General features: G+C 57.4%; 28 protein-coding genes. 14 read left to right on the top strand and 14 right to left on the bottom strand.

Annotated features, from left to right (window positions below; all coding sequences use genetic code 11):
* Positions 1 to 277 precede the first annotated feature (277 nt).
* From O9Z63_RS08380 to O9Z63_RS08420, 9 genes are all read right to left on the bottom strand, one after another.
* Positions 278 to 691, bottom strand: coding sequence for a hypothetical protein (locus O9Z63_RS08380; protein ID WP_270128848.1), 414 nt, complete (start codon positions 689 to 691; stop codon positions 278 to 280).
* Between the two features lie 8 nt (positions 692 to 699).
* Complete coding sequence (locus O9Z63_RS08385) at positions 700 to 1,005, bottom strand: hypothetical protein (protein WP_270128849.1); 306 nt, start codon at positions 1,003 to 1,005, stop codon at positions 700 to 702.
* A 34-nt stretch (positions 1,006 to 1,039) separates the two neighbouring features.
* A complete protein-coding gene (locus O9Z63_RS08390; RefSeq protein WP_270128850.1) occupies positions 1,040 to 2,404 on the bottom strand; it encodes a helix-turn-helix domain-containing protein in 1,365 nt (454 codons plus the stop codon).
* 213 nt (positions 2,405 to 2,617) lie between these two features.
* A complete protein-coding gene (locus O9Z63_RS08395) occupies positions 2,618 to 2,878 on the bottom strand; it encodes a hypothetical protein (RefSeq protein ID WP_270128851.1) in 261 nt (86 codons plus the stop codon).
* Entirely contained in the window at positions 2,875 to 3,231 is a 357-nt protein-coding gene (locus O9Z63_RS08400) for a hypothetical protein (protein ID WP_270128853.1), read from the bottom strand. Before O9Z63_RS08400 ends, O9Z63_RS08395 begins: the two co-directional genes overlap by 4 nt.
* A 42-nt stretch (positions 3,232 to 3,273) precedes the next feature.
* Positions 3,274 to 3,651, bottom strand: a complete 378-nt coding sequence (locus O9Z63_RS08405) for a helix-turn-helix transcriptional regulator (RefSeq protein WP_270128854.1) — start codon at positions 3,649 to 3,651, stop codon at positions 3,274 to 3,276.
* Positions 3,652 to 3,691: 40 nt separating this feature from the next.
* Positions 3,692 to 4,003 (bottom strand): hypothetical protein, encoded by a 312-nt coding sequence (locus tag O9Z63_RS08410; protein WP_270128855.1) that lies wholly within the window; start codon positions 4,001 to 4,003, stop codon positions 3,692 to 3,694.
* A complete protein-coding gene (locus O9Z63_RS08415) occupies positions 4,000 to 4,290 on the bottom strand; it encodes a hypothetical protein (protein WP_270128856.1) in 291 nt (96 codons plus the stop codon). The genes O9Z63_RS08410 and O9Z63_RS08415 overlap by 4 nt, the downstream gene beginning before the upstream one ends.
* Before the next feature lie 24 nt (positions 4,291 to 4,314).
* Complete coding sequence (locus tag O9Z63_RS08420) at positions 4,315 to 4,569, bottom strand: hypothetical protein (RefSeq protein ID WP_270128857.1); 255 nt, start codon at positions 4,567 to 4,569, stop codon at positions 4,315 to 4,317.
* 24 nt (positions 4,570 to 4,593) lie between these two features.
* On the opposite strand from O9Z63_RS08420, the gene O9Z63_RS08425 reads away from it, so the two are divergent.
* A complete protein-coding gene (locus O9Z63_RS08425; RefSeq protein ID WP_270128858.1) occupies positions 4,594 to 4,896 on the top strand; it encodes a hypothetical protein in 303 nt (100 codons plus the stop codon).
* Here O9Z63_RS08425 and O9Z63_RS08430 read toward each other — a convergent pair.
* Positions 4,893 to 5,285, bottom strand: a complete 393-nt coding sequence (locus O9Z63_RS08430; RefSeq protein ID WP_270128859.1) for a hypothetical protein — start codon at positions 5,283 to 5,285, stop codon at positions 4,893 to 4,895. The genes O9Z63_RS08425 and O9Z63_RS08430 overlap by 4 nt on opposite strands.
* Positions 5,286 to 5,404: 119 nt before the next feature.
* On the opposite strand from O9Z63_RS08430, the gene O9Z63_RS08435 reads away from it, so the two are divergent.
* The 7 genes from O9Z63_RS08435 (at position 5,405) to O9Z63_RS08465 (ending at position 11,327) form a co-directional block, all read left to right on the top strand.
* Positions 5,405 to 5,791 carry a hypothetical protein gene (locus tag O9Z63_RS08435; protein WP_270128860.1) on the top strand — a complete coding sequence of 129 codons (387 nt, stop codon included), beginning with the start codon at positions 5,405 to 5,407 and terminating at the stop codon, positions 5,789 to 5,791.
* Between the two features lie 13 nt (positions 5,792 to 5,804).
* Entirely contained in the window at positions 5,805 to 6,245 is a 441-nt protein-coding gene (locus O9Z63_RS08440) for a hypothetical protein (RefSeq protein WP_270128861.1), read from the top strand.
* A 1-nt stretch (position 6,246) separates the two neighbouring features.
* Positions 6,247 to 6,660 (top strand): hypothetical protein, encoded by a 414-nt coding sequence (locus O9Z63_RS08445; protein WP_270128862.1) that lies wholly within the window; start codon positions 6,247 to 6,249, stop codon positions 6,658 to 6,660.
* A 13-nt stretch (positions 6,661 to 6,673) separates the two neighbouring features.
* Positions 6,674 to 7,330 carry a DUF4145 domain-containing protein gene (locus O9Z63_RS08450; protein ID WP_270128863.1) on the top strand — a complete coding sequence of 219 codons (657 nt, stop codon included), beginning with the start codon at positions 6,674 to 6,676 and terminating at the stop codon, positions 7,328 to 7,330.
* A 157-nt stretch (positions 7,331 to 7,487) separates the two neighbouring features.
* Entirely contained in the window at positions 7,488 to 8,783 is a 1,296-nt protein-coding gene (locus O9Z63_RS08455; protein ID WP_270128864.1) for a dsDNA nuclease domain-containing protein, read from the top strand.
* Positions 8,780 to 9,358, top strand: a complete 579-nt coding sequence (locus O9Z63_RS08460) for a hypothetical protein (protein ID WP_270128866.1) — start codon at positions 8,780 to 8,782, stop codon at positions 9,356 to 9,358. The genes O9Z63_RS08455 and O9Z63_RS08460 overlap by 4 nt, the downstream gene beginning before the upstream one ends.
* A 1-nt stretch (position 9,359) precedes the next feature.
* Positions 9,360 to 11,327, top strand: a complete 1,968-nt coding sequence (locus O9Z63_RS08465; RefSeq protein WP_270128867.1) for an AAA family ATPase — start codon at positions 9,360 to 9,362, stop codon at positions 11,325 to 11,327.
* A 29-nt stretch (positions 11,328 to 11,356) separates the two neighbouring features.
* Here the strand turns inward: O9Z63_RS08465 and O9Z63_RS08470 are convergent, their stop codons facing one another.
* Both O9Z63_RS08470 and umuD read right to left on the bottom strand, forming a co-directional pair.
* Entirely contained in the window at positions 11,357 to 12,655 is a 1,299-nt protein-coding gene (locus O9Z63_RS08470) for a Y-family DNA polymerase (RefSeq protein WP_270128868.1), read from the bottom strand.
* A 47-nt stretch (positions 12,656 to 12,702) separates the two neighbouring features.
* Positions 12,703 to 13,170 (bottom strand): translesion error-prone DNA polymerase V autoproteolytic subunit, encoded by a 468-nt coding sequence (gene umuD / locus O9Z63_RS08475; RefSeq protein WP_270128869.1) that lies wholly within the window; start codon positions 13,168 to 13,170, stop codon positions 12,703 to 12,705.
* 243 nt (positions 13,171 to 13,413) lie between these two features.
* Between umuD and O9Z63_RS08480 the strand changes: the two genes are divergently transcribed.
* Both O9Z63_RS08480 and O9Z63_RS08485 read left to right on the top strand, forming a co-directional pair.
* Positions 13,414 to 13,806: a hypothetical protein gene (locus O9Z63_RS08480; protein ID WP_270128870.1), complete on the top strand. Its 393-nt coding sequence runs from the start codon at positions 13,414 to 13,416 to the stop codon at positions 13,804 to 13,806.
* Between the two features lie 133 nt (positions 13,807 to 13,939).
* A complete protein-coding gene (locus tag O9Z63_RS08485; protein WP_270128871.1) occupies positions 13,940 to 15,277 on the top strand; it encodes a phage integrase SAM-like domain-containing protein in 1,338 nt (445 codons plus the stop codon).
* A gap of 276 nt (positions 15,278 to 15,553) precedes the next feature.
* Here the strand turns inward: O9Z63_RS08485 and O9Z63_RS08490 are convergent, their stop codons facing one another.
* The gene (locus tag O9Z63_RS08490; protein ID WP_270128872.1) at positions 15,554 to 17,743 is read right to left on the bottom strand and encodes a glutamine synthetase III family protein; all 2,190 of its coding nucleotides are present in this window, start codon (positions 17,741 to 17,743) and stop codon (positions 15,554 to 15,556) included.
* A 436-nt stretch (positions 17,744 to 18,179) separates the two neighbouring features.
* On the opposite strand from O9Z63_RS08490, the gene O9Z63_RS08495 reads away from it, so the two are divergent.
* The 4 genes from O9Z63_RS08495 to mtaB all read left to right on the top strand — a co-directional run bounded on the left by O9Z63_RS08495 (position 18,180) and on the right by mtaB (position 22,652).
* Positions 18,180 to 20,030: an LTA synthase family protein gene (locus O9Z63_RS08495; protein ID WP_270128873.1), complete on the top strand. Its 1,851-nt coding sequence runs from the start codon at positions 18,180 to 18,182 to the stop codon at positions 20,028 to 20,030.
* Between the two features lie 105 nt (positions 20,031 to 20,135).
* The gene (locus tag O9Z63_RS08500; protein WP_270128874.1) at positions 20,136 to 20,810 is read left to right on the top strand and encodes a hypothetical protein; all 675 of its coding nucleotides are present in this window, start codon (positions 20,136 to 20,138) and stop codon (positions 20,808 to 20,810) included.
* A gap of 45 nt (positions 20,811 to 20,855) precedes the next feature.
* A complete protein-coding gene (locus O9Z63_RS08505) occupies positions 20,856 to 21,224 on the top strand; it encodes a hypothetical protein (RefSeq protein ID WP_270128875.1) in 369 nt (122 codons plus the stop codon).
* Positions 21,225 to 21,305: 81 nt separating this feature from the next.
* Positions 21,306 to 22,652 carry a tRNA (N(6)-L-threonylcarbamoyladenosine(37)-C(2))-methylthiotransferase MtaB gene (mtaB, locus tag O9Z63_RS08510; RefSeq protein WP_270128876.1) on the top strand — a complete coding sequence of 449 codons (1,347 nt, stop codon included), beginning with the start codon at positions 21,306 to 21,308 and terminating at the stop codon, positions 22,650 to 22,652.
* Positions 22,653 to 22,789: 137 nt separating this feature from the next.
* Here the strand turns inward: mtaB and O9Z63_RS08515 are convergent, their stop codons facing one another.
* A complete protein-coding gene (locus O9Z63_RS08515; RefSeq protein ID WP_270128877.1) occupies positions 22,790 to 23,317 on the bottom strand; it encodes a hypothetical protein in 528 nt (175 codons plus the stop codon).
* Positions 23,318 to 24,151 lie beyond the last annotated feature (834 nt).

Consider the following 24,151-nt stretch of genomic DNA (forward strand, 5'->3'; position numbering starts at 1 on the left):
GAATCAGTCAAAACTATCGGGCGCTGCCCCCGGGCAAAAGGACTGCAGCGCCCGGGCCGGGGCCGGCGGGCGGAAGCAGCAAGCAAGCAGGGGCAGCGGGGAGTTGCGCGCCTGGGCGCAGGCAAACAAGATACCCAATATCCAGGCCTATGCCAAAAGTTCAATCCCCTATAAATACCTGATTATAGACTTTTTACCACTCGCCTACTCAACCCCCTGTTCACCTTCCAGACCACGCGGCCGGCCGGCCGGAGTGGGCGCGGCGCCGGCGCGGAACTCAGAGCTGGAAGTGGGCCGTCAGGTTCAGGGCCTTCTGGTTGAGCTTGCCGTAAAGGCTGTTGAAGGCCGACTGGTAGCTGCTCTCGGCCGCCAGCAGGGTGCCCTCGACCAGCAGGGCGTTGAGCTGCAGCAGTTCGTCGAAGGCCACCCGCCACGTGCGGGGCCTCAGGTGCCGGTCGCGGGTGCGGGGCCACTCCCCTGCCAGCAGCTTTGCCAGGCGCTCGTGCACGCGCAGCGTGGCGCGGATGCTCATCGTCTCGGCCAGGTACAGGGGCCGGCGGGCGCTGAGCCAGGTCAGGTGCTGGTGGTAGAGGCGCAGCGCGTCGCACAGGGCCCGGGCCTCGTCGCGGTGCAGCGGCAGCTGCTGGTCGAGCGCGCGCAGGCTTTGGCTCAGGCTCTGGTCCAGGTTCATGCCGCCGCTCATACCAGGCGCACGCCTTTCGATACCCACACCTCCAGCCGGGCGCCGGTCTGGTGGTCGTAGAGGATCATTTCCTTGATGGGCGAAGGCCAGGCCTTGTCGAGCACGCGGCTGCGAAAGCCGCGGATGCCGTAGCGGCGCGGGTCGGCCACCTCGTAGCGGCCGCTGGTGTCGTAGGAGTGAAACGTTTTCTTAAAGCCGTTCTCCCACACCACCCAGGCGCGGGTCAGGGCCGTGGCCGGCCAGCTGGCCGGGGAAACGGACGCGGAAGAAACGGGGGCAGTGGCAGGAACGTGGGCAACCATGGGGTGAAAAGAAAAAAGTGAGAGAAAATCGTGGTTAGGCGCGCACTAGGCCCAGCTGCTCGAGGCGGGCGGCCAGGCAGTGGAGGCCCTGCTCGCCGGCCAGCCGGCGCACCAGCGTCCGATGGGTCCAGTGCAGGGTTTCCAGCGAGAGGCGCTTGGCCCGGTCGGAGGCCTGCACCGTCAGGCCCTGGTCGAGGGCGCGGCGCTGCTGGATTTCGCGCTCGGCCGTGTGCAGGGCCTTGTCCAGGGCCGTCAGGCCGCCCTGCTTGCGGCTGAGCTTGCGGGCCAGCCAGAGGCGGGTGCGCTCAAAGCCGTTCATGTTGCCGGCGTCGAAGTAGCCGCGGCCGGCGTGCACCTCGGCCCAGGGCAGGGCCGGGTAGGCCTCGGGGTGGCGCTGGAAGTACCAGTAGGCCTGGTCGACGCGGCGCAGCAGCAGCTCGTGGATCCGGTCCCAGTGCTGCTCGGGGGCGAATTCCAGCGCCGGCCGGTACTGCCCTTCCCAGATGGCCTGCTGGGCCCACTGCTGCTCCTGCGCCGAAAACGGCGGCAGCTGGGCGTAGAGCATGGTGCGGGCGTACTGGAAAAACCGCGCGACCAGCTCCCCGGCCCGGGCCTTGCGGGCCGCCAGGGCGGCATCCGGGGCCAGCGGGGCCTGGCGGGCCACCCGGGCCGCCGCGCGCCCCTGGTGCCGCCCTTTCGCCGCCTGGCCGGCGTCGGCGGGCCCGGCCTCGGCGCGACCCCCCGGTTCCAGTAAGGGGGTTCCAGTTTTTTGGCCGAGTAGCGACTTATCCACCTGCACTACTTTCTCTTGCTGAGATTCTAGTGGTTCAAGAACCTCAGTAAGCGAAAGATTCTTATGGTTGGGGCCCGAAAAAGGGCCTGCCGCGGGGGCGGTCGAATGGCCCTCCACAGCCTCAGGCAGGCTTTCCACCGGCACTTCCCACACAAAGGCCGGATCTATCCACACGTGGAAGTTGGCGCGCGTGCCGCGGAACTTGCGGGCCACGATCAGCCCGGCGCGCTGCAGCTGGCGCAGGTGGGCGCGCAGCGTCACCTCCGACAGGCCGCGGCGCTCCATGAGCTGGCGGGCGTTGACGGCCAGCGGGGGCAGGCGGAAGCGGCCCTGCGCGTCCACCAGCGCCTCGCCCAGCACGGCCTGGCTGAGCAGGCGCTGCACCATGCGGCGCACGAGCTGGATCAGCAGCAGGCCGGTTTCCTTGCCCCCGTCGCACACGGCCTTGGGGCGGGTGGCGATGGTGGCCGCGGGCCGCGCCACGCCCAGCACCTGGTGGGCGCGGCGCTGGTGCACCTTCGGGGCCTGCTGCTGGCGCAGATTTTCGACAAGGCGATGCCAGGACAGGCGAATGCTGTCGAGCGGTAAAAGCGTAGGACGAAGCATGAAACGGTGGAAAGAGAAAGGGCGCGTGAGCAGGTAGGATATGGAGCAATGGTGGCGTCGGTGGGCCTGGCAGGCGGGTATTCCTGGCCAGGGCCGGCAGCCGGGCAGCAGTTATGGCGCTGACCCCCGCTCCCCGGCCGGCGACGAAGCCGGACCCGTCTGGGCCGCCCCCTGGGGGCGACGGGGAGTATGTAGTGTGTTAGCCGGCCAGTCTTAGCCAGCCAGCGCGAAGGGCGGCCGGTTGCTGGCGCGCGTGAGCTGGTGCAGGCTCCGGCACACGTTGCGCAGCTGCTCGCTGAGCTGCTGCTCGCGCAGCAGCAAACGCTGGCGCTCGGCACGGGGCGTGGCCGCCGGCAGCGCCTGCTGGGCCAGCACCAGCTCGTCCAGCTCGCGGGCCACGGAGCGCTGGTCGCGGCGCAGCTGGCGCAGGCGGGCCGCGTCGGGGGCCGGGGGCAGGTTCAGCGACAGTATCATGCGGCCTGCCCTCCTTCCTGCTGCTCGGGCAGCGGCGGCAGCTCGGCCAGCTGCTGCTCGAGGCCGGCCATCAGGCCCTCGATGCGGGTGCAGTCGGCCTGCAGCAGCTCGATTTCCTGCGCGTAGCGGCGGGGCTGGCTCTGGCCCACGCCCAGCAGGTAGCGCACCGAGTCGAGCTGCTCGCGCAGCACGCCCAGCTCGGCGCGCAGCTGCTGGCGGCGGCGGCGGTCCGGCGGGGGCAGCTCGGCCAGGTGGCGCAGGGTAACGGGCTGCTGCTGCGAGAGCAGCGCGGCCAGGCTCCGAAAGCCGGCGTCGGCCGGGTTGGAGGTGTATAGGGTCAGGGCGGGTTTCATGGCAACGGATGGGGAGAAGGCGAATGGGCCGGCAGGCGTCGGCTAGGCGGCCCGCCGCTTGAGCGGGGCGGCCGGCTCGGGGGCGGCTTTGGCCCCCAGGTTGAGCGTGCTCAGGTCGAAGTCCAGGCCCTGCCCGAAGGCGGCCAGCGCCGGCCACGGAATGCTGGGCTGGGTGGGGCTGAACCAGTAGGCCTGCAGGGTGATGAGCGTGCCGCGGCGGCCGGTTTTGCCCTTGTGCAGCCAGCGCTGCACCGTCGCCCGGCTCACCCCGCAGTGGGCCATCACCTGCTCGATGCTCAGCAGGCGGGGCACGTCGGCGCCGGCCAGCGGCAGCGCCTGCTCCATGGCCTGCAGCTGGGTGAGAATGGACTGAAAGTGCTCCGAAATGAAGCCGGCCGTGGCCAGATCAAGTGCTTGCATAAGGCAATGGAGAGGGATAGTAGACGAAACGGCGGCTTATTCAGGCGGCCAGCGGCAGCAGCAGCTGAAACTCGCGGCGGCAGTCGGTGAGGTCGATTTCGCGGATGCCGGCCGGCAGCGTGGGCACCAGCAGCGTTTCCTCCGAGAGGCTTCCCTCCTGCTGCGCCGTGCGCATGTCCGGGGGCATCGTGCCGCTCACGTACACCGTCAGGTGGCCGCGCTGGTAGGTGTAGCCCAGGATGGGCTCGGGCGTGGGCACCAGGGCGCAGCCGGCGGGCAGCGCCTGCACGCGCACGCGCTTGCCGGTGCGGGCGTCGGTGAGCGAAACGGGGGTGTCGAACTGCTTTTTCATGCGCGGGAGGCGGGTTGGGCGGTTAGCACCACGGAGCCGGCGGGCTGGCCCGTGAGGCGCAGCGCGCCGCTGAGCTGCTCGCGGCGGCGGTGCTCGTAGGCCACCACCAGCGGCGTTTCCTCGCGGTACTGCGGGTGGGTGGCGTTGATTTCGTGGCAGCGGCGCTCCAGCTCCGGCAGCGGGGCGAGCATCACCAGGGCCGGGGGCAAGAGCGTGGCCGTGAGCGTGGCCAGATCACGCAGGCACGGGCGGCGGGCCGGCGGCGTGGGGTCGGTGTTGAGGTGCATAAGGGTATAGGCGAAAAAGTGGACTTACTTCTCGGATAGGGTCGCCTCGGCCTGCGGGCGCAGGTGGGCCGGAATGGCGTAGGCGGGCAGCGCGGCCTCCACCAAGGCAATCAGGTCGGGCAGGTTGGCAATCTTGCCCTGCTTGACGTGCGAGAGCCGGCGCGACACGGACTCGTACTGCTGGCCGTAGCCGGCGCGAATGGCCATGTCCACGGCGTAGGGCGGCAGCAGCTCGCAGACTTCGGCCTGCAGGTAGTAGTACCGTTGCTTGTTTGTCATGGCGAAAGCGTATGTTTGGAGTGTATGTCGAATCCCAGTAAACACCCGCCTGAGTTGGTGAGCATTCGAAAGCAGATGCTCCGGCTCTTTCGTGAGCCGCACGATTTGCAACTGCTCATGGAGTTGCGAGACGAATGGCAGCAGCAGTTGGAAGCCTTGCAGCAGCAACCGCTGGAGCCCGAGGTGGCGCAGGTAGTCGCCAAGGCGCTCGGAAAGCTTCAGGCAGTGGCCTCTCCACCGGCTTCGCCCCCGCTCGTTCAACTTTCAGGCGAGGACCAGCGCAAGCTGTACTTGGGCAAGCTCACACAGGCCGTGGAAGAATTTTAGTCCCATTCGGGACACCGCGAGACCAGCCAGCCATGCGCCACAGACGGTGGCCCGGGCGGCTGGGCAGCGGCGGCACCTTGGAAGGCCGAGGCGGCCAGCAGCCACTGGATTTGCGCCACGCTGCTCACGCGCAGCCAGCCGAAGCCGTGCTCCAGCCGCTCTGCTACCACCCCGTTGAGCTTGCATTGCAGCAGTTCGGGCGTGGCTTCCGCCAGGAAGCGCAGGGCGTTGCCGGAGGCAAACACCAGGCGGGCCGTCAGGCCCAGGTGGGTGTCGTCGTTCACAAACAGCGGGTACACCTCCACCACGTAGCCCTGCTCGCTCAGCCACTGGGCTAGCGGCGCGATGAGGCGGTACGGCGGGGCAGAATAGACGGCTTGCTCTTCCATCGTGTTTGGCAGGTTTCGCCCCGAGCGTAGTTACTTGGGGGCGGTACTGCACAAACATACGCTCAATCGTCCAATTATGGACAATTGCTAATAGAAATAATTTTCAATTGCTCACTTATATGAGCCAAGAAACTGTAAGTCAGCGTCTTTCAACTCTCATCAAAACTTTGGGCCTGAATCCGAGGAGCTTCAGTGAGAAGTATGGGGTAAACGAAGGAACAACACGAGGCTACACAACACGAGGCTCAGTTCCTAATGCTGACTACATAGGAACACTTCTGAACTCAATTGAGCATTTAAATCCTGCTTGGCTCCTGCTCGGCAAAGGCGAGATGTTCCTTACCGGGGCTCCAGAGGTGCAGGTGTTGGATGTGAAGCGGCCGGAAGATGCCACCGCGCAGGAGCAGCAGGTAAAGGCGCTTCAGCGAGAGGTAGAAAGACTGGAATCCCAGCTCCGGGACAAGGAGCGCATCATCCAGTTGCTGGAGATGCAGTTAAGTAAGTAACCTGATATCGTCTATGCCTCTATCCTTACACAACAACAATCTGATAGCCGCTACGCTCTATTTCGTGTTCATAGCCGTCTATGTTTTGCCCGTATTTTGCCTGATGCTCCCTCAGCCGTTTGGCATGTCCCAGCACCAGGGCATGAACAGTGGAGCCCTGGCGAGCATCGTGCTTATCTGCCTGGCAGAACTCGCCTGCATGATCGGCCTTGGTATCGGTATCTATGCCGGCAAAACCTGGGCTAAGGTGGTCTACGGGCTGTTTCTGGCCTTCTTCCTCTACCACTTCAGCCAATCCGCTTCTTACCTGCTGGAGCAACACTTCTGGACAACAGGCCGCGACCAATTCGCCTTGCTCCTAGTGCTAGTCATTGCGTTTTTTCTGTTCCGGGATACGCTCACGCGCCGCGCCGCTGCTGGCGTGGCAGAGAGCGGGCATAACCGGGTGAGCTGATATGGCAGTCACGATTCGTAGGAACGACGTCAGGGCGTCGAATCTGCTCTTGGTGAATTTCATACTCGGTCTGGTGGCCGAAGTGTATCAATTCAAGCATGCTTTTTCTTCGCACTTCCTCGGCACACTTGTCTTCCTGGCATTCAACCTGCTGCCAGGTCTAGTATTTGTCTGGCTCATTCGGCAAGGATATCATTGGGCCAAAGTCTACTTCATTTTCCTGTTCTTAGTCGGCTTAGCCGTTTACGCACCTAAACTTCTCGGCCAGCAGCTTCCCATCAGCACCATCCTCATCACCTTGGCTTGCGCCATTCCACAAGCATGGGCAGTTCTTATCCTCCTTAAAGACCTATTCCGAAAGCCTAAAGCCGGAGATGCTGGGGTTGCGGAGGGCGGGCATAACCGTGGCAATTAATAAAAACCTGAATATGGCTACTACTGCAAACATCACCTCAGAAACCCATAACTGTGGTCACTGTGGTAACACCTCTTACATGATTAAGAAAGGGGTAATTGACGATACTGTGTCCGAAGGGGACCATAAACATGGGTATTATGAAAGTGGTGACTTTTACCGTGTACTCAAATGCCCTAACTGTTTGAAAATAAATATACTTACTTATTTCTGGCATGACTCGATGGATGCAGAAGAAGATGTAAATGAAACACTAGTTTATCCTCAACATCAGGCCTTTCCAGTAGGTCTTCCTGCTAAAATACTGGAGTACCTAACATCAGCTGAAAAAGTTAAATCAATCGATGTCCATGCCTATGCTTTGTTACTGGGCCGAATTTTAGAATTCGTTTGCTACGACAGGGGGGCTAAGAGTGACAAACTTTATCTGATGCTTGAAGAGCTAGCTGTTAAAGGCGACATCCCGGAGAAGCTAGTGAAAGTAGCCAGTGGTGTCCGCAACTTTAGAAATATCGGAGCTCATGTTGGCTCTGGTGACCTGAGTACAGCAGAACTACCAATTGTCAGAGCCCTGTTGGATGCAATACTAACCTATATATATAGCGCTGAGCATCTTGCTGCTCAAGCTGAATTGAAACTTAGCAAGATAAAGAAGCGACGAAAGGTTTGATAACATTTGCCATTTCCCAAATACCAAATTAGAGTGACTCGCACCAGCCTGAATTCATCATACTAGACATCTTAAAAATCTAGCATAGATAAAACGCGTCATGGATTAATGTCATTTCAGGAATACGAATTATTTCTCCAGCTATTAGCGTCCTCTAATGTCAGCATCGATTTTCAGCCCAGTACAAGTAACTAATTGGAATGATCCTGGTGATGAAACACTAAGAAATTTTCGATATCAGGTATGCTACGGCATTATACTGCTAGCAGACTCTATAATTAATCGGGCTGACAGGAAGGCTTACATCTCCGTGTACTGTGAACAGCAAGATGATTTTCTTTGCGAACTACCCAATGGCAAGTACGATGCAATTCAAATTAAGACAAGCACCCCTGAAAATGGTGAGTGGCAAATAACTGATGAACAGATCTTAAAAACTATTTATAGATTTTATCATATAGAAACAACATATCCTAACTATATAGAAAATTATTACATTGTTTCCAATACCAGATATGCTGACAGGAGATCAAAGGACGTAACGGAATTGGCAAAATGTCCCACAACGTTTTGCGAAGCAATTTCATTGTTAAATCACAACAATGACAACAAAGAAGGCTTTATAAATACATACATCAACATCAAAGAATACATATTTAAGAAAGGAATATCTAGCATTAATGACAAAACACTGCTATCGGTCTTGAGAAGAATACACTGGACATCTGGCCCTAGTAGAGATGGATTTTTTGAGTTCATTGTTCAAAGTCATTTAACTCAGATTCCTGGAATATCTTCTTGGCAAAATAATAAAATTATAAAATTTGCAAATGAAATTGTTTTAAGAATATTTAATTCATCATCATTATCAAATGCACAACCTGACAGATGGACTGTAACAAATTCCAAATGCAATCAACATATATATATAAATCATAAAAGAATATTTATTGATGAAATAAAAAAATTGGTTCAATTTTATGAGAATGACAATAATTTGGCAAGTGATTATTATTCCAGTTATGAACCTATCAGATTAGCTGCAATAGATAGGGCCATGCCTATAACTAGCGAGAAGATGCAGGTTGGACAGATTCAACATAAACATATCTCAAGGATTAAAGATCTCGCACTTACAGCTGAAAGAAAATTAATGGAGTTATCAAAAATACCGGGGTTTGACGAAAACAACATAAAGGTTATAGAAGGGATGGTTCAGTCAATTTGTGAAGAGGCTGAACTTTCCGCAACATTGAATTCAGATGGCGAAAATGCTTACGGAAGCAAAATGCTTAGCAGTGTATATTCATCACTGAGGACAGTATCTAACAATGACTCTAAAGTTATTTATGGGCAGCCATATGAATTACTCTTAGGAGTTGCCGGATTGCTTACAGAAGAATGTAAAATCTGGTGGAGCCCTGAATTCATTTTAAAAGGCTCACAAATATGAGCTTAAAGGTCATAAAAGCCTCCGCACAACTAGAAAAGCAGGATGAGTTTCATCTCGCAAGATTGATACTTCTGCTTAACTCATTTGATGATGCCGAGAGCAAATTTATTGAAGGCATTACAAAATTGGCAAAACTTGATTTTTTGTTACGGTATCCCAACTGCCTTGATAGAGTCGTAAAAGCGAAGTCACTTACTAAAGCAAAAGGGAACAAGGCTGCTCGTGATGCTCAGCCAATTATGGAAGAGGAGACTAAGACAATAGAAGCCAAGATGATCAGATTTAGATATGGTCCTTGGGATGATAGATACAGAAGATGGATAGGCTTACTGATAGCGCGTGGGTTAGTCGATGCTTTTTTGGATAACAAAACAGTAAATCTTAAAATAACAAATAGCGGGAAACTTATTGCGACTAGAATAGCTAGCCAACATGAGTTTCATCAAATTTCCATGAGAAGTGACTTAGTTATTCAACTTGTTGGAAGCATGGGCGCAACAGCATTGAAAAACTACATTTACGAAATTGTTCCTGAAATCACTTCAATGAAATGGGGTGATGAAATTTCCATATAGCATGAAATTCCTAATCCAAAAGCTTACTGTTTATTTTCGCGATGGACAAGAAGTAATCGACTTCGACCAAATCTCCTATTTCTATGGCAGAATGGGCGCTGGTAAATCAAGCATTGTACGATTGATTGATTACTGTCTGGGAGGAAAATTCATACTTACGCCTGCCCTTCAAAGGGACTTTGTAGGTGCTGCATTACTTATTCAACTAGAAGATTGTAAGCTCTCTATAGATAGGACTTGGCTCTCTGAGTTCGCCAGAGTTGAGTGGCAGTCAGCGGAAGACGATATTGTTTATAATGCAAACATATCGATACGCAATCCTATGGGTGAAATTATTGCAGAAACAGGAGTAGAGACCCTATCTGATTTAATATTTTATTTATCAAAAAGGAAAATACCTAAAGTAAGAGTAAGTAAGACATCTGATAAGGCTGAATTATCTCGACTTAGTTTAAGAGATATGCTATGGTATTGTTATCTTGATCAAGACAATATTGACAGTAATTTCTTTCATCTAGAAGGCAGTAGCTCTCCATTTTTTAAGAAAAATAAGAGCATGGATGTATTGAGATTTATATTAGGATTCCAGAACGAAGTTGTTGCCAATCTCGAAGATGATTTGAATAAAATTCGCACTGAAAGAACACAGTACGAAACCTATTACAAAGGGCTTGCTGATGTATTACTAGAGACCGAAACAGGAAGCAGCCTAGAAATACAAAACCAAATAAATAAACTAAAAATAGAACTAACTAAGATAGAAACAGAAATAAAAGAACAAAAGGAAATATTAAAAGAAAAGAATACTTCCAATGCCGCCAAAGAATTGCAAAATATTTGTAGAAATATCTCGATAGAGATAAATAATATTGATAATACTTTACACGAATTATCAATATCCATTGATAACGATACCAGACATTTGAATGAAATAAGTGGTTTATCTTTAAAATTCCAAAGAGCAACTTCTGCAAGAGCAATACTCAACGGTGTAGAATTTGAATCATGCCCTAGATGCACACAAGAATTACCTACACGAGATTATAATTGCTGCAAGGTATGTGGTCAGCTTGAAGACAATACACAAGAAAGCAGTAATTTTGAAATAGTTAAATCCGATGTATTTACGAGAATAAAAGAATTGAACGATATTATCAAAATACAAAATACAAATTTCACAAATCTAACAAACAAGAGAAAAACCATTATCATAAATCAGAATCAAGCAGAAATGGCTCTTAATGAGGCTATGAAAGAATATGACTCTGCTTATTTATCAAATATTATACAACGACAAAAAAAAATAGGATCTATTGAACAGAAAATGAAAAATTTAAATAGATTATTATTAATTGCCAAAAAATCAGATTTTTATCAGATTCAAGTTAGTAGACTAAAAATTAGAGAAAAGGAGATTAGGGAAGATTTACAAGAAGCAAAAGATAGAGCAGAAGGCAATGACAAAAACATAAGACGACTGCAACAATATTTTAAAGATTGCTTAATACGAGCAAATTTTCCTGGTATTCAAAAAAGCAGCTTAGTAGTTATATCACCTAAGACGTTTATACCAACGGTTTATAGTGGTGATACATCGAAAGGGGAAAAGCCTACTGAAACCACATTCTTAAATGTGAGTAGCGGAGGAAAAAAAACAATATTTAAAGCATGCTTTGCAATAGCTGTACATAGACTTGCGCTCGAGCTCAAAGCTATTCTTCCTAATATACTTATAGTAGACTCCCCAATGAAAAACATAAGTGAAAGAGAGAATCAAGACGTTTTTGAAGGATTTTATAACATGATATATTCTCTTGCTTCAGACAAAATGAAAGAAACTCAATTTGTAATGGTTGATAAAGAACTTTTTTTACCAAAGGCTGAATTTAACTTACTTGTCAAAGTAAGGCATATGACTCCTAATGAGGATGCAAATCCCCCTCTTCGTAGAAGCTACAGAGGACTCTAATACAAATTATTATAACGCCTTTGTTACTACTACCCTCGAATACACAGCAAATCCTCCCACACGGTCGTATAGGCCGGGCTCTGGAACTGGTGCTGCCCCACCCAGGGCAGCACGTACTCCCCTTTCGCCGGCAGCGCCGCCGCAAAGCCCACCTTGCCCGCCCCAAACCGCTCGTTGAGCTTATCCAGCTCGGCCATGAGCCGGGCCCGGCGCTCGGCCTGCTCGTTGGGCTCAAATAGCAGGAGCTGCTGCTGGCCGGCCGTCTCCAGCCCGTCGAGCACCACGCCCGCCTTGCGGTACACGCCGCCCGGCTCCCAGAGCCGCCGCAGCGCCGCTTTGGCGTGGCGCAGCAGCTCGCTCGTGTCACTGGTGGCCGTGGGCAGCGCCAGCACCGCCGTGCGCGTGTGCGGGGGCGGCTCGGTGCCATAGCGGCTTTTGCTCAGAAACACCGTGAGCACGCTCGCCGCCGAGTGCTGCCGGCGCAGCTTCACGGCCGCCTTGCTGGCAAAGTAGGCCACGGCCGCCGCCACGGTGGCAAAGTCGCTCAGCGGCTCGGCAAACGTGCGCGTGCAGGCCAGACTCTGGCGGCGCCGGCTGCCGTCCTCGCTCAGGGCCAGCTGCTGGCAGGGCGTGCCCTGCAGCTCGCGCACCAGCCGCGCCCCCACCACCCCGCCCAGGTTTCGGCGCGCCCAGGTTTCGCTCTGGCCGGCCAGCTGCGCGGCCGTGCAGATGCCCTGGCTGTAGAGCTTCTGCGCGTACTGGCCCCCGATGCCCCACACGTCCTCCACTCCTACCTGCTCCAGCGCCCAGCGCCGGCGCTCGTCGGAGTCCAGGTGCAGCACGCCCTGCAGCGCCGGCAGCTTCTTGGCCAGGCGGTTGGCCAGCTTGGCCAGCGTCTTGGTGGGCCCGATGCCGATGCAGACGGGAATGTGCGTGCGCCGGCGCACCTGCTCGCGCCAGCCGGCCGCCAGCCCCGCCAGCGGGCCGTGGTAGCGCTCCAGCCCGTGCAGATCCAGAAAGCACTCGTCGATGGAGTACACCTCCACTTCCGGGGCCACCGAGGCCAGGTAGTGCATCACCCGCCCGCTCATGTCGCCGTAGAGGGCGTAGTTGCTTGAGCGCACCTGCACCTGGTGGCGGCGCACCAGCTCGCGCAGCTTGAAGTAGGGCTCGCCCATGCCAATGCCCAGCTCCTTGGCTTCCTGGGATCGGGAAATCACGCAGCCGTCGTTGTTGGAGAGCACCACCACGGGCTGGCCCAGCAGTTGCGGCTGGAAGGCCCGCTCGCAGCTCACGTAAAAGTTGTTGCAGTCGACGAGGGCGTACATGCGCAGCTCCGGTTGGTGTGGCTGTGGTTGGTTTAGCTCTGGTTGGTTTAGCTTACCCGCAGATGGCTGCCCAGCCGCCCGCGCCGGGTCTCGGTCACCACGTGCGTCACCACGCCCCACACGTCGAACATATCGGGCGCGTCGATGGCAATTTCCGGGTACGAGGGGTTGTCGGGCACCAGAAACCAGGCGTCGTTGCGCCGCTTCACCAGGCGCTTGACCGTAAACTCGCCCGCCACCGAGGCAATCACCACGTCGTCGGGCTGGGGCTGCAGCAGACAGTCCACGGCCAGCAGCGCCCCGTCGCGGATGCCCGACTCACCGCCGGTCATCGAGTCGCCCATCACCCGCACCAGGTACGAGGCGTCGGGGTGCGGCAGCAGCAGCCGGTTCAAATCCAGCTTCGTGCTCTGGTGGTCCTCGGCCGGCGAAGGAAAGCCCGCCGGCACCCGAATATCATAAAAGCGAAACCACGCGGGCTTGCGCAACACCGGAATAATCACAACCTGACACATCGCAAAAAAGGAATGGTTTTGCGCAAGTATACAGCCAACTAAAATAATTAGTTATATTTTTACTAAAAAAGTTAGTTACTTCGCCGTCGGCGACCCGCTCCTGCGGCGGGGCCGGGCCGGCGCTGTTTGCGCGGATGCCGGTTTCTTTGCCTATTCTTGCCAGGCCTCCTTTCCGGTCTCCCAACAGCCTATGCCCGCCCTGCGCCCGCACCACGTCCTTCCTTTCAGTCCAGTCGAACGGCTATGGCAGTAACCATCCGCAAAAACGACGTGAAGGCGTCGAACCTGATCCTGCTTCTGGTAGCCTTGACCGGCTTACGCGCCCTGGTAGGGGCGGCCACGGGCCAAAGCAGCCCCTATTTCACGCATTGGATGGTGGGGGGCGTGTACGTGCTCACGCTGGGCCTCTACGTTGCCATCGGGCTGGGCGTGCGCGCCGGCAAGCGCTGGGTGAAGATTGCCTTCCTGCTCTACTCGCTGCTCAACTTCTACTTTATCACGCTGCCTCCCCTCCGGCTCAGTGCACTGACCGTGGAAGAGCTGCTCAGGCTGCTTGCTCAGGCGCTGCATATCTGGGCCTTCTTCCTCGTTGCCCGCGACCTACTGCGCCGGCCAGTGGCGGAGCAGCCCCAATAACCAACGTTATGCGCATGGCCAAGAAGATTCTGCTGGCACTAACCTTCTTGTTGGCGCTGCTTTTGCTGCTCAATCACTTTATCCCCGATGTCGACTCCAGCGCCGATATCGACCGGGAAATGGGTACGATGTAATGGAAGTTACCTGCCAGCTGCGCACGCAGCAGCTCTCCAAGAAAAAAGGCACAGCCGCCATCCAGCTCACTTTCTGCTGGGAAAGCCAGCGCCTGCGCCTCTCGGCCGGCGAGGTCTGCCGCCCGGCCGACTGGAACGCCAAAACCGGCCGGGTGAAAGACAAGCCCGGCACCTACGCCGAGGCCATCAACGCCGTGCTCGGCCGCTGGACGCAGGCCGGCCAAGAAGTCCACCAGGAGGCCCGCCGCAACTGGCAGCGCCTGAGCAAGCAGGAAATGGAGGCCGCCATTCGCACCCGCTACCAGCACCTGCTGGCCGAAGCGCAGGGCATCCCGGTGGCCGAGCTGCCGGTGCCGGTGCGCCGGCAGCCCAGCCTGCTCGAGCACATGGACGCGTGGTGCACCTTCATGGAAAGCGTGGTATCCGAGAAAACCGGCCGCCGGTTCAGCCAGGGCTACCTGCGCCAGGGCCGGCACGTGCGCGACGAGCTGGCCAGGTTCAGCGAGCAGAAGCACTACCCGCTCACCTTCCAGAGCATGAACGCCGAGTTCTACGCCCAGTTTCTGACCTACCAGGTGGAAACGCTCGGCAACGGCACCAACACCTTCGCCGGCTACATCAAGCGCCTCAAGAATTTCCTCTACTGGTGCGAGAGCCGCGAGCTGCCCACCACGGCCAAATTCCACGACTGGAAGGCCAGGGAAACCTACGTGGGCGCCGATTTCCTCACGGCCGCCGAGCTGCGCCGCTGGGCCGAGGTGGAGCTGCGCACGCCGGCCGTCACCGAGCTGCTGCAGCAGCACTTCCCGCTGCACGCGCGCACCACCGGCGGCCGCCGCAACCTCACCCTGCAGGACCACCAGCAGCGCCTGGAGCACGCCCGCGACAAGTTTCTGCTCTGCGCCTACACCGGCCTGCGCATCTCCGACGCCGAGCGCCTGGCCCCCGAGCACATCCACGGCGACTTGCTCAAGATCGAGGCCGGCAAGACCGGCATCCTGTGCTACATCCCCTTCCTCGACGACGAGGTGCTCAAGCCCGTGGAGCTGGTGCGCCGCTACGCCGGCCAGGGCCTGGCCACCTGCCTGCCCACCACCTACGACCTGGACAGCTACCTGCCGCACCTGGCGCAGCTGGCCGGCATCACGCGCCTGCACGTCACCTCGCGCATCGGCCGCAAAACCTTTGTCACCACGCGCATCTACCAGGGCGTGCCCCGCAGCCAGGTGATGCTGGCCACCGGCCACCAGACCGAGAAAAGCTTCCTGCGCTACCTGGGCACCAACGAGCAGGAGCTGGTGGCCAGCTACCGGCGCACGGCCCGGCTGACCACCTAAGCCAGTGGCAGGTTTAGTGGCAAACCTAGTGGCAGTTTTAGTGGCAGATTTTCCGCCGAAACTAGTGGCAGATTTAGTGGCAGACAACTGCTTAGTGGTGCCTACTGCTGCCTGAGCGCCAAAACAAAAACGGCCTGATCAGTACGATCAGGCCGTTTTTGCCATTCACCGAAATGTATGGGCACAAAAAAGGCCGCCCCACCCGGAACGGCTTTTTTGAAATCATGGCACGGAGAAAATTCCCACCCAACTCCGGCCCGATTCTGAACGCTGAGCTTAGTGCCGGAACAAAAGTTCGCGGTACTTCACCAGCGGCCAGTCCTCATCGGCCACCATCAGCTCCAGCTTGTCGACGGAGCGGCGGATGGTGTCGAAATGTGCTTTGACGGTGTCGCAGTAGGCAATAGCCCGTTCGCGGGTGTCGTCAATCTTGTTAGCCACTTTGCGGCCGTTTACCATCTCTTCCACCTGGGTTTTGATGGTGAAGATGTGGCGCGAAATAGCTTTAATGGTGTCTACCGTAACCTGCGAGTTCTCATCGTCGAGGCCCAGCTCACGCAGGCCGCGGACGTTGCTGATCAGCTTGGTCTGGTATGCTACGGCCGTGGGGATGATATGGTTGACGGCGAGGTCGCCCATCACGCGGCTTTCGATCTGAATTTTTTTGATGTAGTCTTCCAGCAGAATCTCGTGACGGGCGTGCAGCTCTACCGAGGAGAAGATGTTGTGGCGCTCGAACAGGTCCGAGGCTTCCTTCTCCACCATGGCGTCGAGGGCCTGGGGCGTGGTAGGCACGTTCGACAGGCCACGCTTGGCGGCTTCGTCTTTCCACTCGTCGGAGTAGCCGTTGCCTTCGAAGCGGATGCTTTTCGAGCTGATAACGTACTCACGGAGCACTTCCACGATGGCCACTTCCTTCTTCTTGCCCTGCTCAATCAGCGCATCCACCGACGTTTTGAAGTCGATGAGCTGCTCGGCCACAATGGCGTTGAGCGTAGTCATGGCCGACGAGCAGTTTGCTGAGGAGCCCACGGCGCGGAACTCGAACTTGTTGCCGGTGAAGGCGAACGGCGAGGTGCGGTTGCGGTCGGTGTTGTCGAGCAGGATGGCCGGAATCTTGTCGATGCCGAGCTTGAGGTAGATGTTGTCGCCTTTGTCGAGGGGCACTTTGGCGGTGCGCTCCAGCTCGTCCAGCACCGAGTCCAGCATCGAACCCACGAATACCGACATGATGGCCGGCGGGGCTTCGTTGGCACCGAGACGGTGGTCGTTGCTGGCCGAGGCGATGCTGGCGCGCAGCAGGTCGGCGTAGCGGTGCACCGCTTTAATGGTGGTAATGAAGAACGCCAGGAACTGCAGGTTCTCTTTCGGACGACGGCCGGGAGCCAGCAGGTTGACGCCGGTATCGGTGCTCATCGCCCAGTTGTTGTGCTTGCCCGAGCCGTTGACGCCCGCGAAAGGCTTCTCGTGCAGCAGCACCTTGAAGTTGTGCTTGTCGGCCACGCGCTCCATGATGTCCATGAGCAGCTGGTTGTGGTCGACGGCTAGGTTGGCGTCTTCGAAAGTCGGCGCGCACTCGAACTGGTGCGGGGCTACTTCGTTGTGGCGGGTGCGCAGCGGAATGCCCAGCTTGTTGGCTTCCTCTTCGTACTCCAGCATGTAGGCGTGCACGCGGGCCGGAATCGAGCCGAAGTAGTGGTCTTCCAGCTGCTGGCCTTTAGCCGGCGAGTGGCCGAACAGGGTGCGGCCGGTCATCACCAGGTCGGGGCGGGCGTTGTAGAGGGCGCGGTCGACGAGGAAGTACTCTTGCTCGATGCCCAGCGTGGTGTGCACGCGGTTTACGTCCTTATCGAAGTACTGGCACACATCCACGGCAGCCTTTTCCAGGCGGGCCAGCGACTTCAGCAGCGGGGCTTTGTAGTCAAGCGCCTCGCCGGTGTAGGCGACGAAGATAGTGGGGATGCACAGGGTTTTGGCGCCGGCGGTTTCAATGATGAAAGCGGGCGAAGTCGGGTCCCAGGCGGTGTAGCCACGGGCCTCGAAGGTGTTGCGGATGCCGCCGTTCGGGAACGACGAAGCATCGGGCTCCTGCTGCACCAGCGCCGAGCCCTTGAAGTTCTCAATCGGCCGGCCGTCGGAGTTGAGGTCGAAGAAGGAGTCGTGCTTCTCGGCGGTGGCGCCGGTCAGGGGCTGGAACCAGTGGGTGTAGTGGGTGGCACCCTTGGCCATGGCCCAGGTTTTCATGGCCGAAGCCACGGCGTCGGCCACGCTGCGCTCTACCGGGCTGCCCAGCTTGATGGCGCTTTGCAGCTTCTTGAAATACTCGCCGGGCATGGTGGCCCGCATGGCGTCCAGGTTGAAGACGTTCTTGCCGAAGCTGTCGGAGCGACGCTCGCCGCTGCTTTCTACCGTTAGCGGCTGACGCTGATCAACCAGTTCAAGTGCTTTAAAGCGAAGAATTGCCATGAAAATGGTGAGCGGGAATTGTTTGGTGTAAATCAGTTTGGTGATACAAAGGTTACGGATTGCAGACTTTTTTCCAAACCTACCCTAAAATTCAGGGTCATTATTTTCAAAAACACCAAAAATCGCAGCTACACCCCCTCCGTACAGACATATATTTTATAAATTTACTTCCGATGGCCTGCCACTCCCCTATCAGCGGTTAGTCATGCCTTGGTACGGTAAGTACTCACTATACAACTGTTGTTATTACTATGAGTATGCAGGGTGGATAGTTTGTAAGGGCGGCTTCACTCAAAACGGCGCGCAGCCGCGACCTATAACATTGCTGAGGCCGCCCAATTCCCCCTGTCAGGTTCAGGGAACCAGTTTCGGGCAAATTTACCTTTGAGCCTGACGCGTTGCGGTAGGCATGCGGCGCGGGCGCTACCTTTGGGGCGTGAAAAACCGCTTTGCGTTTCAGCCACGCTACTTCCTGTTCTGGCTGCTCTTCTTTTTCGGGACCCGGGCGCTGTTTCTGCTGTACCAGGCCGGCCAGACGGCCACCCTAGCGGCGGGCACCATAGCCGGCACGTTCGGCTACGGGCTGCGGCTGGATGCTTCGGCGGCGGCCTACCTGAGTGTGGTGCCGTTTGCGCTGGTGCTGGCCGGCAGTTTGCTGGGGCGGCGCTTCGCCACCGAGCGGCTGCTGCGCTTCTACACGGCCGTGCTGGGCGTGGTGGTGGCCTTCCTGACCGTTGCCGACCTGGAGCTATACCGCACCTGGGGCTTCCGCCTCGATGCCACGCCCCTGCAATACCTGAACTCGCCGGCCGAAATGGCGGCCTCGGCCGGCAACGCGCCGCTGCTGCTGCTGCTGGGCCTGTTTTCGGGGCTGCTGCTGATGGGCTGGGGGCTCTACCAGCTGGTGGTGGGCCGGCTGCCGGCACTGCCGGCCGGCTTCGGGCGCGGGCGGGCGGCGCTGGTGTGCGTGCTGTACGCGGCGCTGCTGGTGGTGCCGCTGCGGGGCGGCGTGCAGCAGATTCCGGTCAACCAGAGCGACGTGTATTTTGCCCGCCAGCCCTTTGCCAACCACGCGGCCGTCAACCTGCCCTGGAATGTGGTGAACTCGCTGACGCTGCAGGAAGCCGACCCGACCCGTTACCAGTTTCTGCCCGACAGCACCGCCCGGCAGCTGGTGCGCCCGCTCTACACCTACACCGCCCCCGATACCACCCGCCTGCTGCGCACCACCCGGCCCAACGTCGTCTTCATTATTCTAGAGAGCTTCACGGGCAAGTTCGTGGCCGGCACCGGCGGCGAAACCGGCGTGACGCCCAACCTCGACAGCCTGGCTCGCACCGGAGTGCTGTTCAACAACATCTATGCGGCCGGCGACCGGAGCCAGAAGGGCTTGGTGGCGCTGCTCTCCGGCTACCCCAGCCAGCCCACATCGGGTGGCATCATCAAGTACCCGCGCAAGACCGAAAAGCTGCCTCACCTGCGCCAGTCGCTGGGGCGGGTGGGCTACAGCTCCCACTATTATTACGGGGGCGAGCTGGCCTTCGCCAACATGAAAAGCTACCTGCGCGCCGCTGGCTACGATGCCTTCACGGAGCGCGAGAACTTCCCGCGCAACCAGCAGAACTCGAAGTGGGGTGCCCACGACCACGTGCTGTTCGATAAGGTGCTGGCCGATTTGCGCACCCAGGCGCAGCCGTTTTTCGTGACGGCTTTCACGCTCAGCAGCCACGAGCCGTTTGAGATTCCTATTGCGCCGAAGTTCAAAGGCACCACCGAAACGGCGCTGTTCCGTAACTCCGTCTACTACACCGATTGGGCGCTGGGCCGCTTCCTGCAGGCCGCCCGCCAGCAGCCCTGGTACGACAACACGCTGCTGGTGCTCGTGGCCGACCACGGCCACACGCTGCCCGGCCGCAGCGTGCCTGAGGAGCCGGCCAAGTTCCGGATTCCGCTGGTGCTGGCCGGCGGCGCGCTACGCCCCGAAGTGCGCGGCCAGGTGCGGGCCGACCTGGGCTCCCAGACCGACGTGGCGGCCACCCTGCTGGCCCAGCTGCAGCTGCCCGCCACCGACTACCACTGGAGCCGCAACCTGCTGCGCCCCGTGCAGGAGCCGTCGGCTTTCTACTGCTACACCGACGGCTTCGGCTTCATCACGCCCGCCGGTTTCCTGGCCTACGACAACGTGGCGCGGCAGCCGGTCATCCGCAGCCGCGGCGCCACGCAGCGGCAGGTGCAGCAGGGTCAGGCCTATGAGCAGCTGTCGTTTGCCGATTATTTGGGGAAGTAATTATTTATCTGGGAAAAGAAAATTTTCCAAGACTACTTACTGGACTTAAAAATCGATACCCTAACCACACGTAATGTAGCTGCGAACATGGTAGAATATATGCAAATGGAAACGGATTACGAGCCAAAAGTCATTGGTGTGTGTGACGGCATGAGCCAGCTGGAATCTGGCCCAGATTTTTACAAGGAGAATCTTTGGTTTCTAAGCATATTCCTTTCTTCAAAAGAAGAATTCAAAACAAAATGGATTCAACGGGCCGAAATAAAATATTATCACAAATTGAATAATATTTTATTTCGTAAGGAAAGTATTGCAACGGATATCATGCAATTTGGAATCAGAGGATATATAGTCAGCGAAAAAGTCAGAGGAATATTATCAGACTGCATACTCCCTAACCACCAATTTTTCGACATTACTATAGATAATAACAAATCAGGCATTCAATACTGGTGGTTAGTATATGATTTGGAAAAAGGAACCAACACAATTAATTTCAATAAATGCATTTTTGACTTTCGTCGTCACAATAAATATTCAGATAAAAAAATTAATACATACACTGAATATATGAGCACATTTCTTGAAAGCGGAATTGCTCCTAAAGCAACAAAACTTGTTTTCAATAGAAATTTTAACACATCTTACGATATATGGGGCACACAATTTTTAAGCCTTACCGAAAGCTATATTTCTCAACATTTGCATGAAACCTTCTTAAAAAACCAAGTAACAGGCTTTAGAGCATTTAAACCCAAATGCGAACTGGTCTTTGAATAAGCCATAATTTATTACACTATTAGTCACACCCCGCCTTCTGCTGCCATGAACGCCACCGAACCCGAGCTGCTCTTTGTATACAATGCCAACGCCGGCTGGCTGAACGGGGTGCTCGACACGCTGCACAAGACCTTCTCGCCAGCCACCTATCCCTGCTCGCTGTGCGCCGTCACGTATGGGGCGCGCACGATGTACCCGGAGTGGCGGGCGTTTCTGGAGCGGCTGCCGGCCCAGGCCCAGTTTCTGCACCGCGACGAGCTGCGCCAGCAGTACCCAGAGCTGACTGGGCAGGCGCTGCCGGCCATCTTCCGGCGGCAGTCGGCTGCCGAGGCCTGGCAGCCGCTGCTCACGGCCGAGCAGCTCCGCCCGCTGGATCTGCCCGCCCTGATGGCCGCCGTGGAGGCCCGGCTGTGAAACCTGCCGGCCTTCCGGCGGGTTGTAGCTCACCCGGTACCGGAAACCCGCAACTTCCGCCGTATCTTTGCCGCCTTGTTTATGGAAATGGAAACCAGAAAAGTCGCCTTTTACACGCTGGGCTGCAAGCTCAATTTCTCCGAAACGTCGGCCATCGGCCGGCAGTTTGAGGAACACGGCTTCGTGAAAGCGGCCTTCGAGGACGCGGCCGACATCTACGTCATCAACACCTGCTCGGTCACGGACCACGCCGACCGCAAGTGCCGGAAGGTGGTGAAGGAGGCCCTCAAGCACAACCCGGAAGCCTTCGTGGCCATTGTGGGCTGCTACGCCCAGCTCAAGCCCCAGGAAATTGCCGAAATTCCCGGGGTGCACGCCGTGTTGGGCGCCGCCGAGAAGTTTCAGCTGGTCGAAACGCTGGCCGGCTTCCAGAAGCCCGCCGCCGGCCAGCCCGGGCAGGTGTTCGCCTCGCCTATTTCCGAGGCCACCGAGTTCCACGCGGCCCACAGCTACGGCGACCGGACGCGCACCTTCCTGAAGGTGCAGGATGGCTGCGACTACTCGTGCTCGTTCTGCACCATTCCGCTGGCACGCGGCGCCAGCCGCTCGGGCTCGGTGCAGAGCGTGGTGGAGCGCGTGCAGAAACTGGCCGAAACCGGCGTGAAGGAAATTGTGCTAACGGGCGTCAACCTCGGCGACTTTGGCCTACAGGGCCCCGAGCGGGAGCGGCAGGAGAACTTCTTTGACCTAGTGCAAGCGCTGGATGAGGTGGAAGGCATCGAGCGGTTCCGCATCAGCAGCTGCGAGCCGAATCTGCTGTCGGATGAAATCATCCGGTTTGTGGCCCAGTCGAAGCGGTTTATGCCGCACTTCCACATTCCGCTGCAGTCGGGCTCCAACAAGATTCTGGGCTTAATGCGCCGCCGCTACCGCCGCGAGCTGTACGTGGAGCGGGTGCGCCTGATTAAGGAGGTGATGCCGCACGCCTGCATCGGTGTCGACGTCATCGTGGGCTTCCCCGGCGAAACGGAGGCCGATTTCCTGGAAACCTACCAGTTCCTGAACGAACTGGACGTAAGCTACCTGCACGTATTCCCGTACTCGGAGCGCGAAAACACGCTGGCCCCTACCCTGCCCGGCCGCGTGCAGGACCGCCACCGCCACGAGCGCACCACCCAGTTGCGGGGCCTTTCGGAGAAGAAAAAGCGGCATTTCTACGAGCAGCATGTGGGCATGGAAACGGCTGTGCTGTTCGAGGACGACGTGACAAACGGCCAGATGGAAGGCTTCACGCCCAACTATATCCGCGTGACGGCCAAATACGACCCGCTGCTGGTAGGCGAACTGAAGCGCCTGCGCCTCACCGCCGTGACACCCCAGAACCTGATGGAAGCCGAAGAGCTGGGCATCGAAGTATTCCAGCACTAAAATGTAACATAGGCTTTAGCCTGTGCCGAACAGCGTCGGCCGCCAACGCTAACCGAAAAGAAGCGGCGCTACCGAATGGTAGCGCCGCTTCTTTTGTAAGGGAGAATATCGGTCAGCAGCACAGGCTGAAGCCTATACTAAATTTTTCGTTGCATCAAATCCAGCATCTGCTGCATGAGGCGTTGCTGGTCCTGCAGGTGCTGGTTGCGCAGCTCGGCCATAGCCAGCTGGTGGGCCATCTGCTGCGTGTAGAGTGCCGACTGCCACGCTGCCTCGGGAGCAGCTGCCGGCACCACAGCTGCTGCGACGGGCGGCACTGAGGCTACTACAGCGGCAACAGGTGCGGCAGCCGGCGCAGGTATCACCGGCACTTCCGCTGCGGGCACTTCAGCGGCCGGGGCTGGCACCGAAACAGGTGCGGGGGCTGCAACTGGCGCAACAGCCGGCACAGCCTCCCAAACGAGCGTGGAAGCCGGAGTAGCTGCTGCTGGCGCGGGTGCCGGAGCAACGACCACGGGCGCGGCTGAGGCAGCTGCGGCCACTGCAATTTTGGGGGCAGAGGGGTCCGGTGGCTGGATGGCTGGGCTAGGAGTATCAGTGGCGCCGGGGGCAGCGGCGGCGGCTGGTAGTGGTGCGGCAGGTGCCGGACTGTCTGTTATCAGCATGGAGCCAGCACCCTGAAGAAGCCAGTCTTTTGATACATTTGGGTATACCTCAAATACTTTACACAAAAGGTCAAACCCTGGCTTATTCCGCTCTTCCACAAGATGTTGGATGACGGTGGCCGTCTTGTCAAGCGAATTAGCAAAGGCATTCTTGCTTATGCCCAAATAAGAAATAAGTTGTGTGAATCTTTGTCCGACTGTTTCCCGCTCTGCCATATACCCAAATGATTTTATACACAAATGTATATAAAATACCGGCAAATGCAAGCCTAATTCTCGCCTCCACCCAGCCGCCCCCTGCCGCACGCAGGAGTTGATGAGCAACGAAAAAAATCTTCGAGCTGGGAACATGGCGGGCGCACAACCGGCGTACCCGCACCGGGTCAGCAGCCCGGAAGCCGCGCCCTGCGGCGACTGATCCGGCGGCCCCGCCTGCCGTGGGCGCTGGGCCAGGCCAAGCGCCAATGCAGAAGCATAGCCGCCCGCGTGTTGCCACCGGCTTATTTTCTCACGGCTCTGTGCCTGTGCCTGCCTGCAGCCAACATACAGACTGCAGGCATAAGCTGCGTGGCTTCGGTAGACTGGCCGTGTGCGGACGCTGCGCATCCCGGGAAACACCTCAGCCTGCCAGCCGGGTTACCCAGCCGGGTTACCCAGCCGGGTAACTACGAACTCACGGCGGCAGGCGCTGTGCGCAAAGCGCCAGAAGCTCCGCCACAGGAGTGTCCAATAGCCACCCAATGTGGGTGTGCAATACGTTTTTGCTGCTGCTACAGAGAATGGGGATGCTTTGCTTCGGACCTGATGCGCCACAGGCCCTGCATGACGTCATGC

Origin of the sequence: Hymenobacter yonginensis (assembly GCF_027625995.1) — a bacterium.
GTDB classification, from domain to species: domain Bacteria; phylum Bacteroidota; class Bacteroidia; order Cytophagales; family Hymenobacteraceae; genus Hymenobacter; species Hymenobacter yonginensis.

Bases quoted from the DNA above. Each gene is read 5' to 3' on its own strand.
- mtaB (WP_270128876.1), top strand. From the start codon at position 21,306: ATGGAAATGGAAACCAGAAAAGTCGCCTTTTACACGCTGGGCTGCAAG.
- O9Z63_RS08480 (WP_270128870.1), top strand. From the start codon at position 13,414: ATGGCAGTAACCATCCGCAAAAACGACGTGAAGGCGTCGAACCTGATC.
- O9Z63_RS08490 (WP_270128872.1), bottom strand. From the start codon at position 17,743: ATGGCAATTCTTCGCTTTAAAGCACTTGAACTGGTTGATCAGCGTCAG.
- O9Z63_RS08455 (WP_270128864.1), top strand. From the start codon at position 7,488: ATGTCAGCATCGATTTTCAGCCCAGTACAAGTAACTAATTGGAATGAT.
- O9Z63_RS08405 (WP_270128854.1), bottom strand. From the start codon at position 3,651: ATGCAAGCACTTGATCTGGCCACGGCCGGCTTCATTTCGGAGCACTTT.
- O9Z63_RS08390 (WP_270128850.1), bottom strand. From the start codon at position 2,404: ATGCTTCGTCCTACGCTTTTACCGCTCGACAGCATTCGCCTGTCCTGG.
- O9Z63_RS08425 (WP_270128858.1), top strand. From the start codon at position 4,594: ATGTCGAATCCCAGTAAACACCCGCCTGAGTTGGTGAGCATTCGAAAG.
- O9Z63_RS08395 (WP_270128851.1), bottom strand. From the start codon at position 2,878: ATGATACTGTCGCTGAACCTGCCCCCGGCCCCCGACGCGGCCCGCCTG.
- O9Z63_RS08415 (WP_270128856.1), bottom strand. From the start codon at position 4,290: ATGCACCTCAACACCGACCCCACGCCGCCGGCCCGCCGCCCGTGCCTG.
- O9Z63_RS08460 (WP_270128866.1), top strand. From the start codon at position 8,780: ATGAGCTTAAAGGTCATAAAAGCCTCCGCACAACTAGAAAAGCAGGAT.
- O9Z63_RS08500 (WP_270128874.1), top strand. From the start codon at position 20,136: ATGGAAACGGATTACGAGCCAAAAGTCATTGGTGTGTGTGACGGCATG.
- O9Z63_RS08385 (WP_270128849.1), bottom strand. From the start codon at position 1,005: ATGGTTGCCCACGTTCCTGCCACTGCCCCCGTTTCTTCCGCGTCCGTT.
- O9Z63_RS08470 (WP_270128868.1), bottom strand. From the start codon at position 12,655: ATGTACGCCCTCGTCGACTGCAACAACTTTTACGTGAGCTGCGAGCGG.
- umuD (WP_270128869.1), bottom strand. From the start codon at position 13,170: ATGTGTCAGGTTGTGATTATTCCGGTGTTGCGCAAGCCCGCGTGGTTT.
- O9Z63_RS08380 (WP_270128848.1), bottom strand. From the start codon at position 691: ATGAACCTGGACCAGAGCCTGAGCCAAAGCCTGCGCGCGCTCGACCAG.
- O9Z63_RS08505 (WP_270128875.1), top strand. From the start codon at position 20,856: ATGAACGCCACCGAACCCGAGCTGCTCTTTGTATACAATGCCAACGCC.
- O9Z63_RS08435 (WP_270128860.1), top strand. From the start codon at position 5,405: ATGAGCCAAGAAACTGTAAGTCAGCGTCTTTCAACTCTCATCAAAACT.
- O9Z63_RS08430 (WP_270128859.1), bottom strand. From the start codon at position 5,285: ATGGAAGAGCAAGCCGTCTATTCTGCCCCGCCGTACCGCCTCATCGCG.
- O9Z63_RS08465 (WP_270128867.1), top strand. From the start codon at position 9,360: ATGAAATTCCTAATCCAAAAGCTTACTGTTTATTTTCGCGATGGACAA.
- O9Z63_RS08450 (WP_270128863.1), top strand. From the start codon at position 6,674: ATGGCTACTACTGCAAACATCACCTCAGAAACCCATAACTGTGGTCAC.
- O9Z63_RS08445 (WP_270128862.1), top strand. From the start codon at position 6,247: ATGGCAGTCACGATTCGTAGGAACGACGTCAGGGCGTCGAATCTGCTC.
- O9Z63_RS08440 (WP_270128861.1), top strand. From the start codon at position 5,805: ATGCCTCTATCCTTACACAACAACAATCTGATAGCCGCTACGCTCTAT.
- O9Z63_RS08400 (WP_270128853.1), bottom strand. From the start codon at position 3,231: ATGAAACCCGCCCTGACCCTATACACCTCCAACCCGGCCGACGCCGGC.
- O9Z63_RS08485 (WP_270128871.1), top strand. From the start codon at position 13,940: ATGGAAGTTACCTGCCAGCTGCGCACGCAGCAGCTCTCCAAGAAAAAA.
- O9Z63_RS08410 (WP_270128855.1), bottom strand. From the start codon at position 4,003: ATGAAAAAGCAGTTCGACACCCCCGTTTCGCTCACCGACGCCCGCACC.
- O9Z63_RS08515 (WP_270128877.1), bottom strand. From the start codon at position 23,317: ATGCTGATAACAGACAGTCCGGCACCTGCCGCACCACTACCAGCCGCC.
- O9Z63_RS08420 (WP_270128857.1), bottom strand. From the start codon at position 4,569: ATGACAAACAAGCAACGGTACTACTACCTGCAGGCCGAAGTCTGCGAG.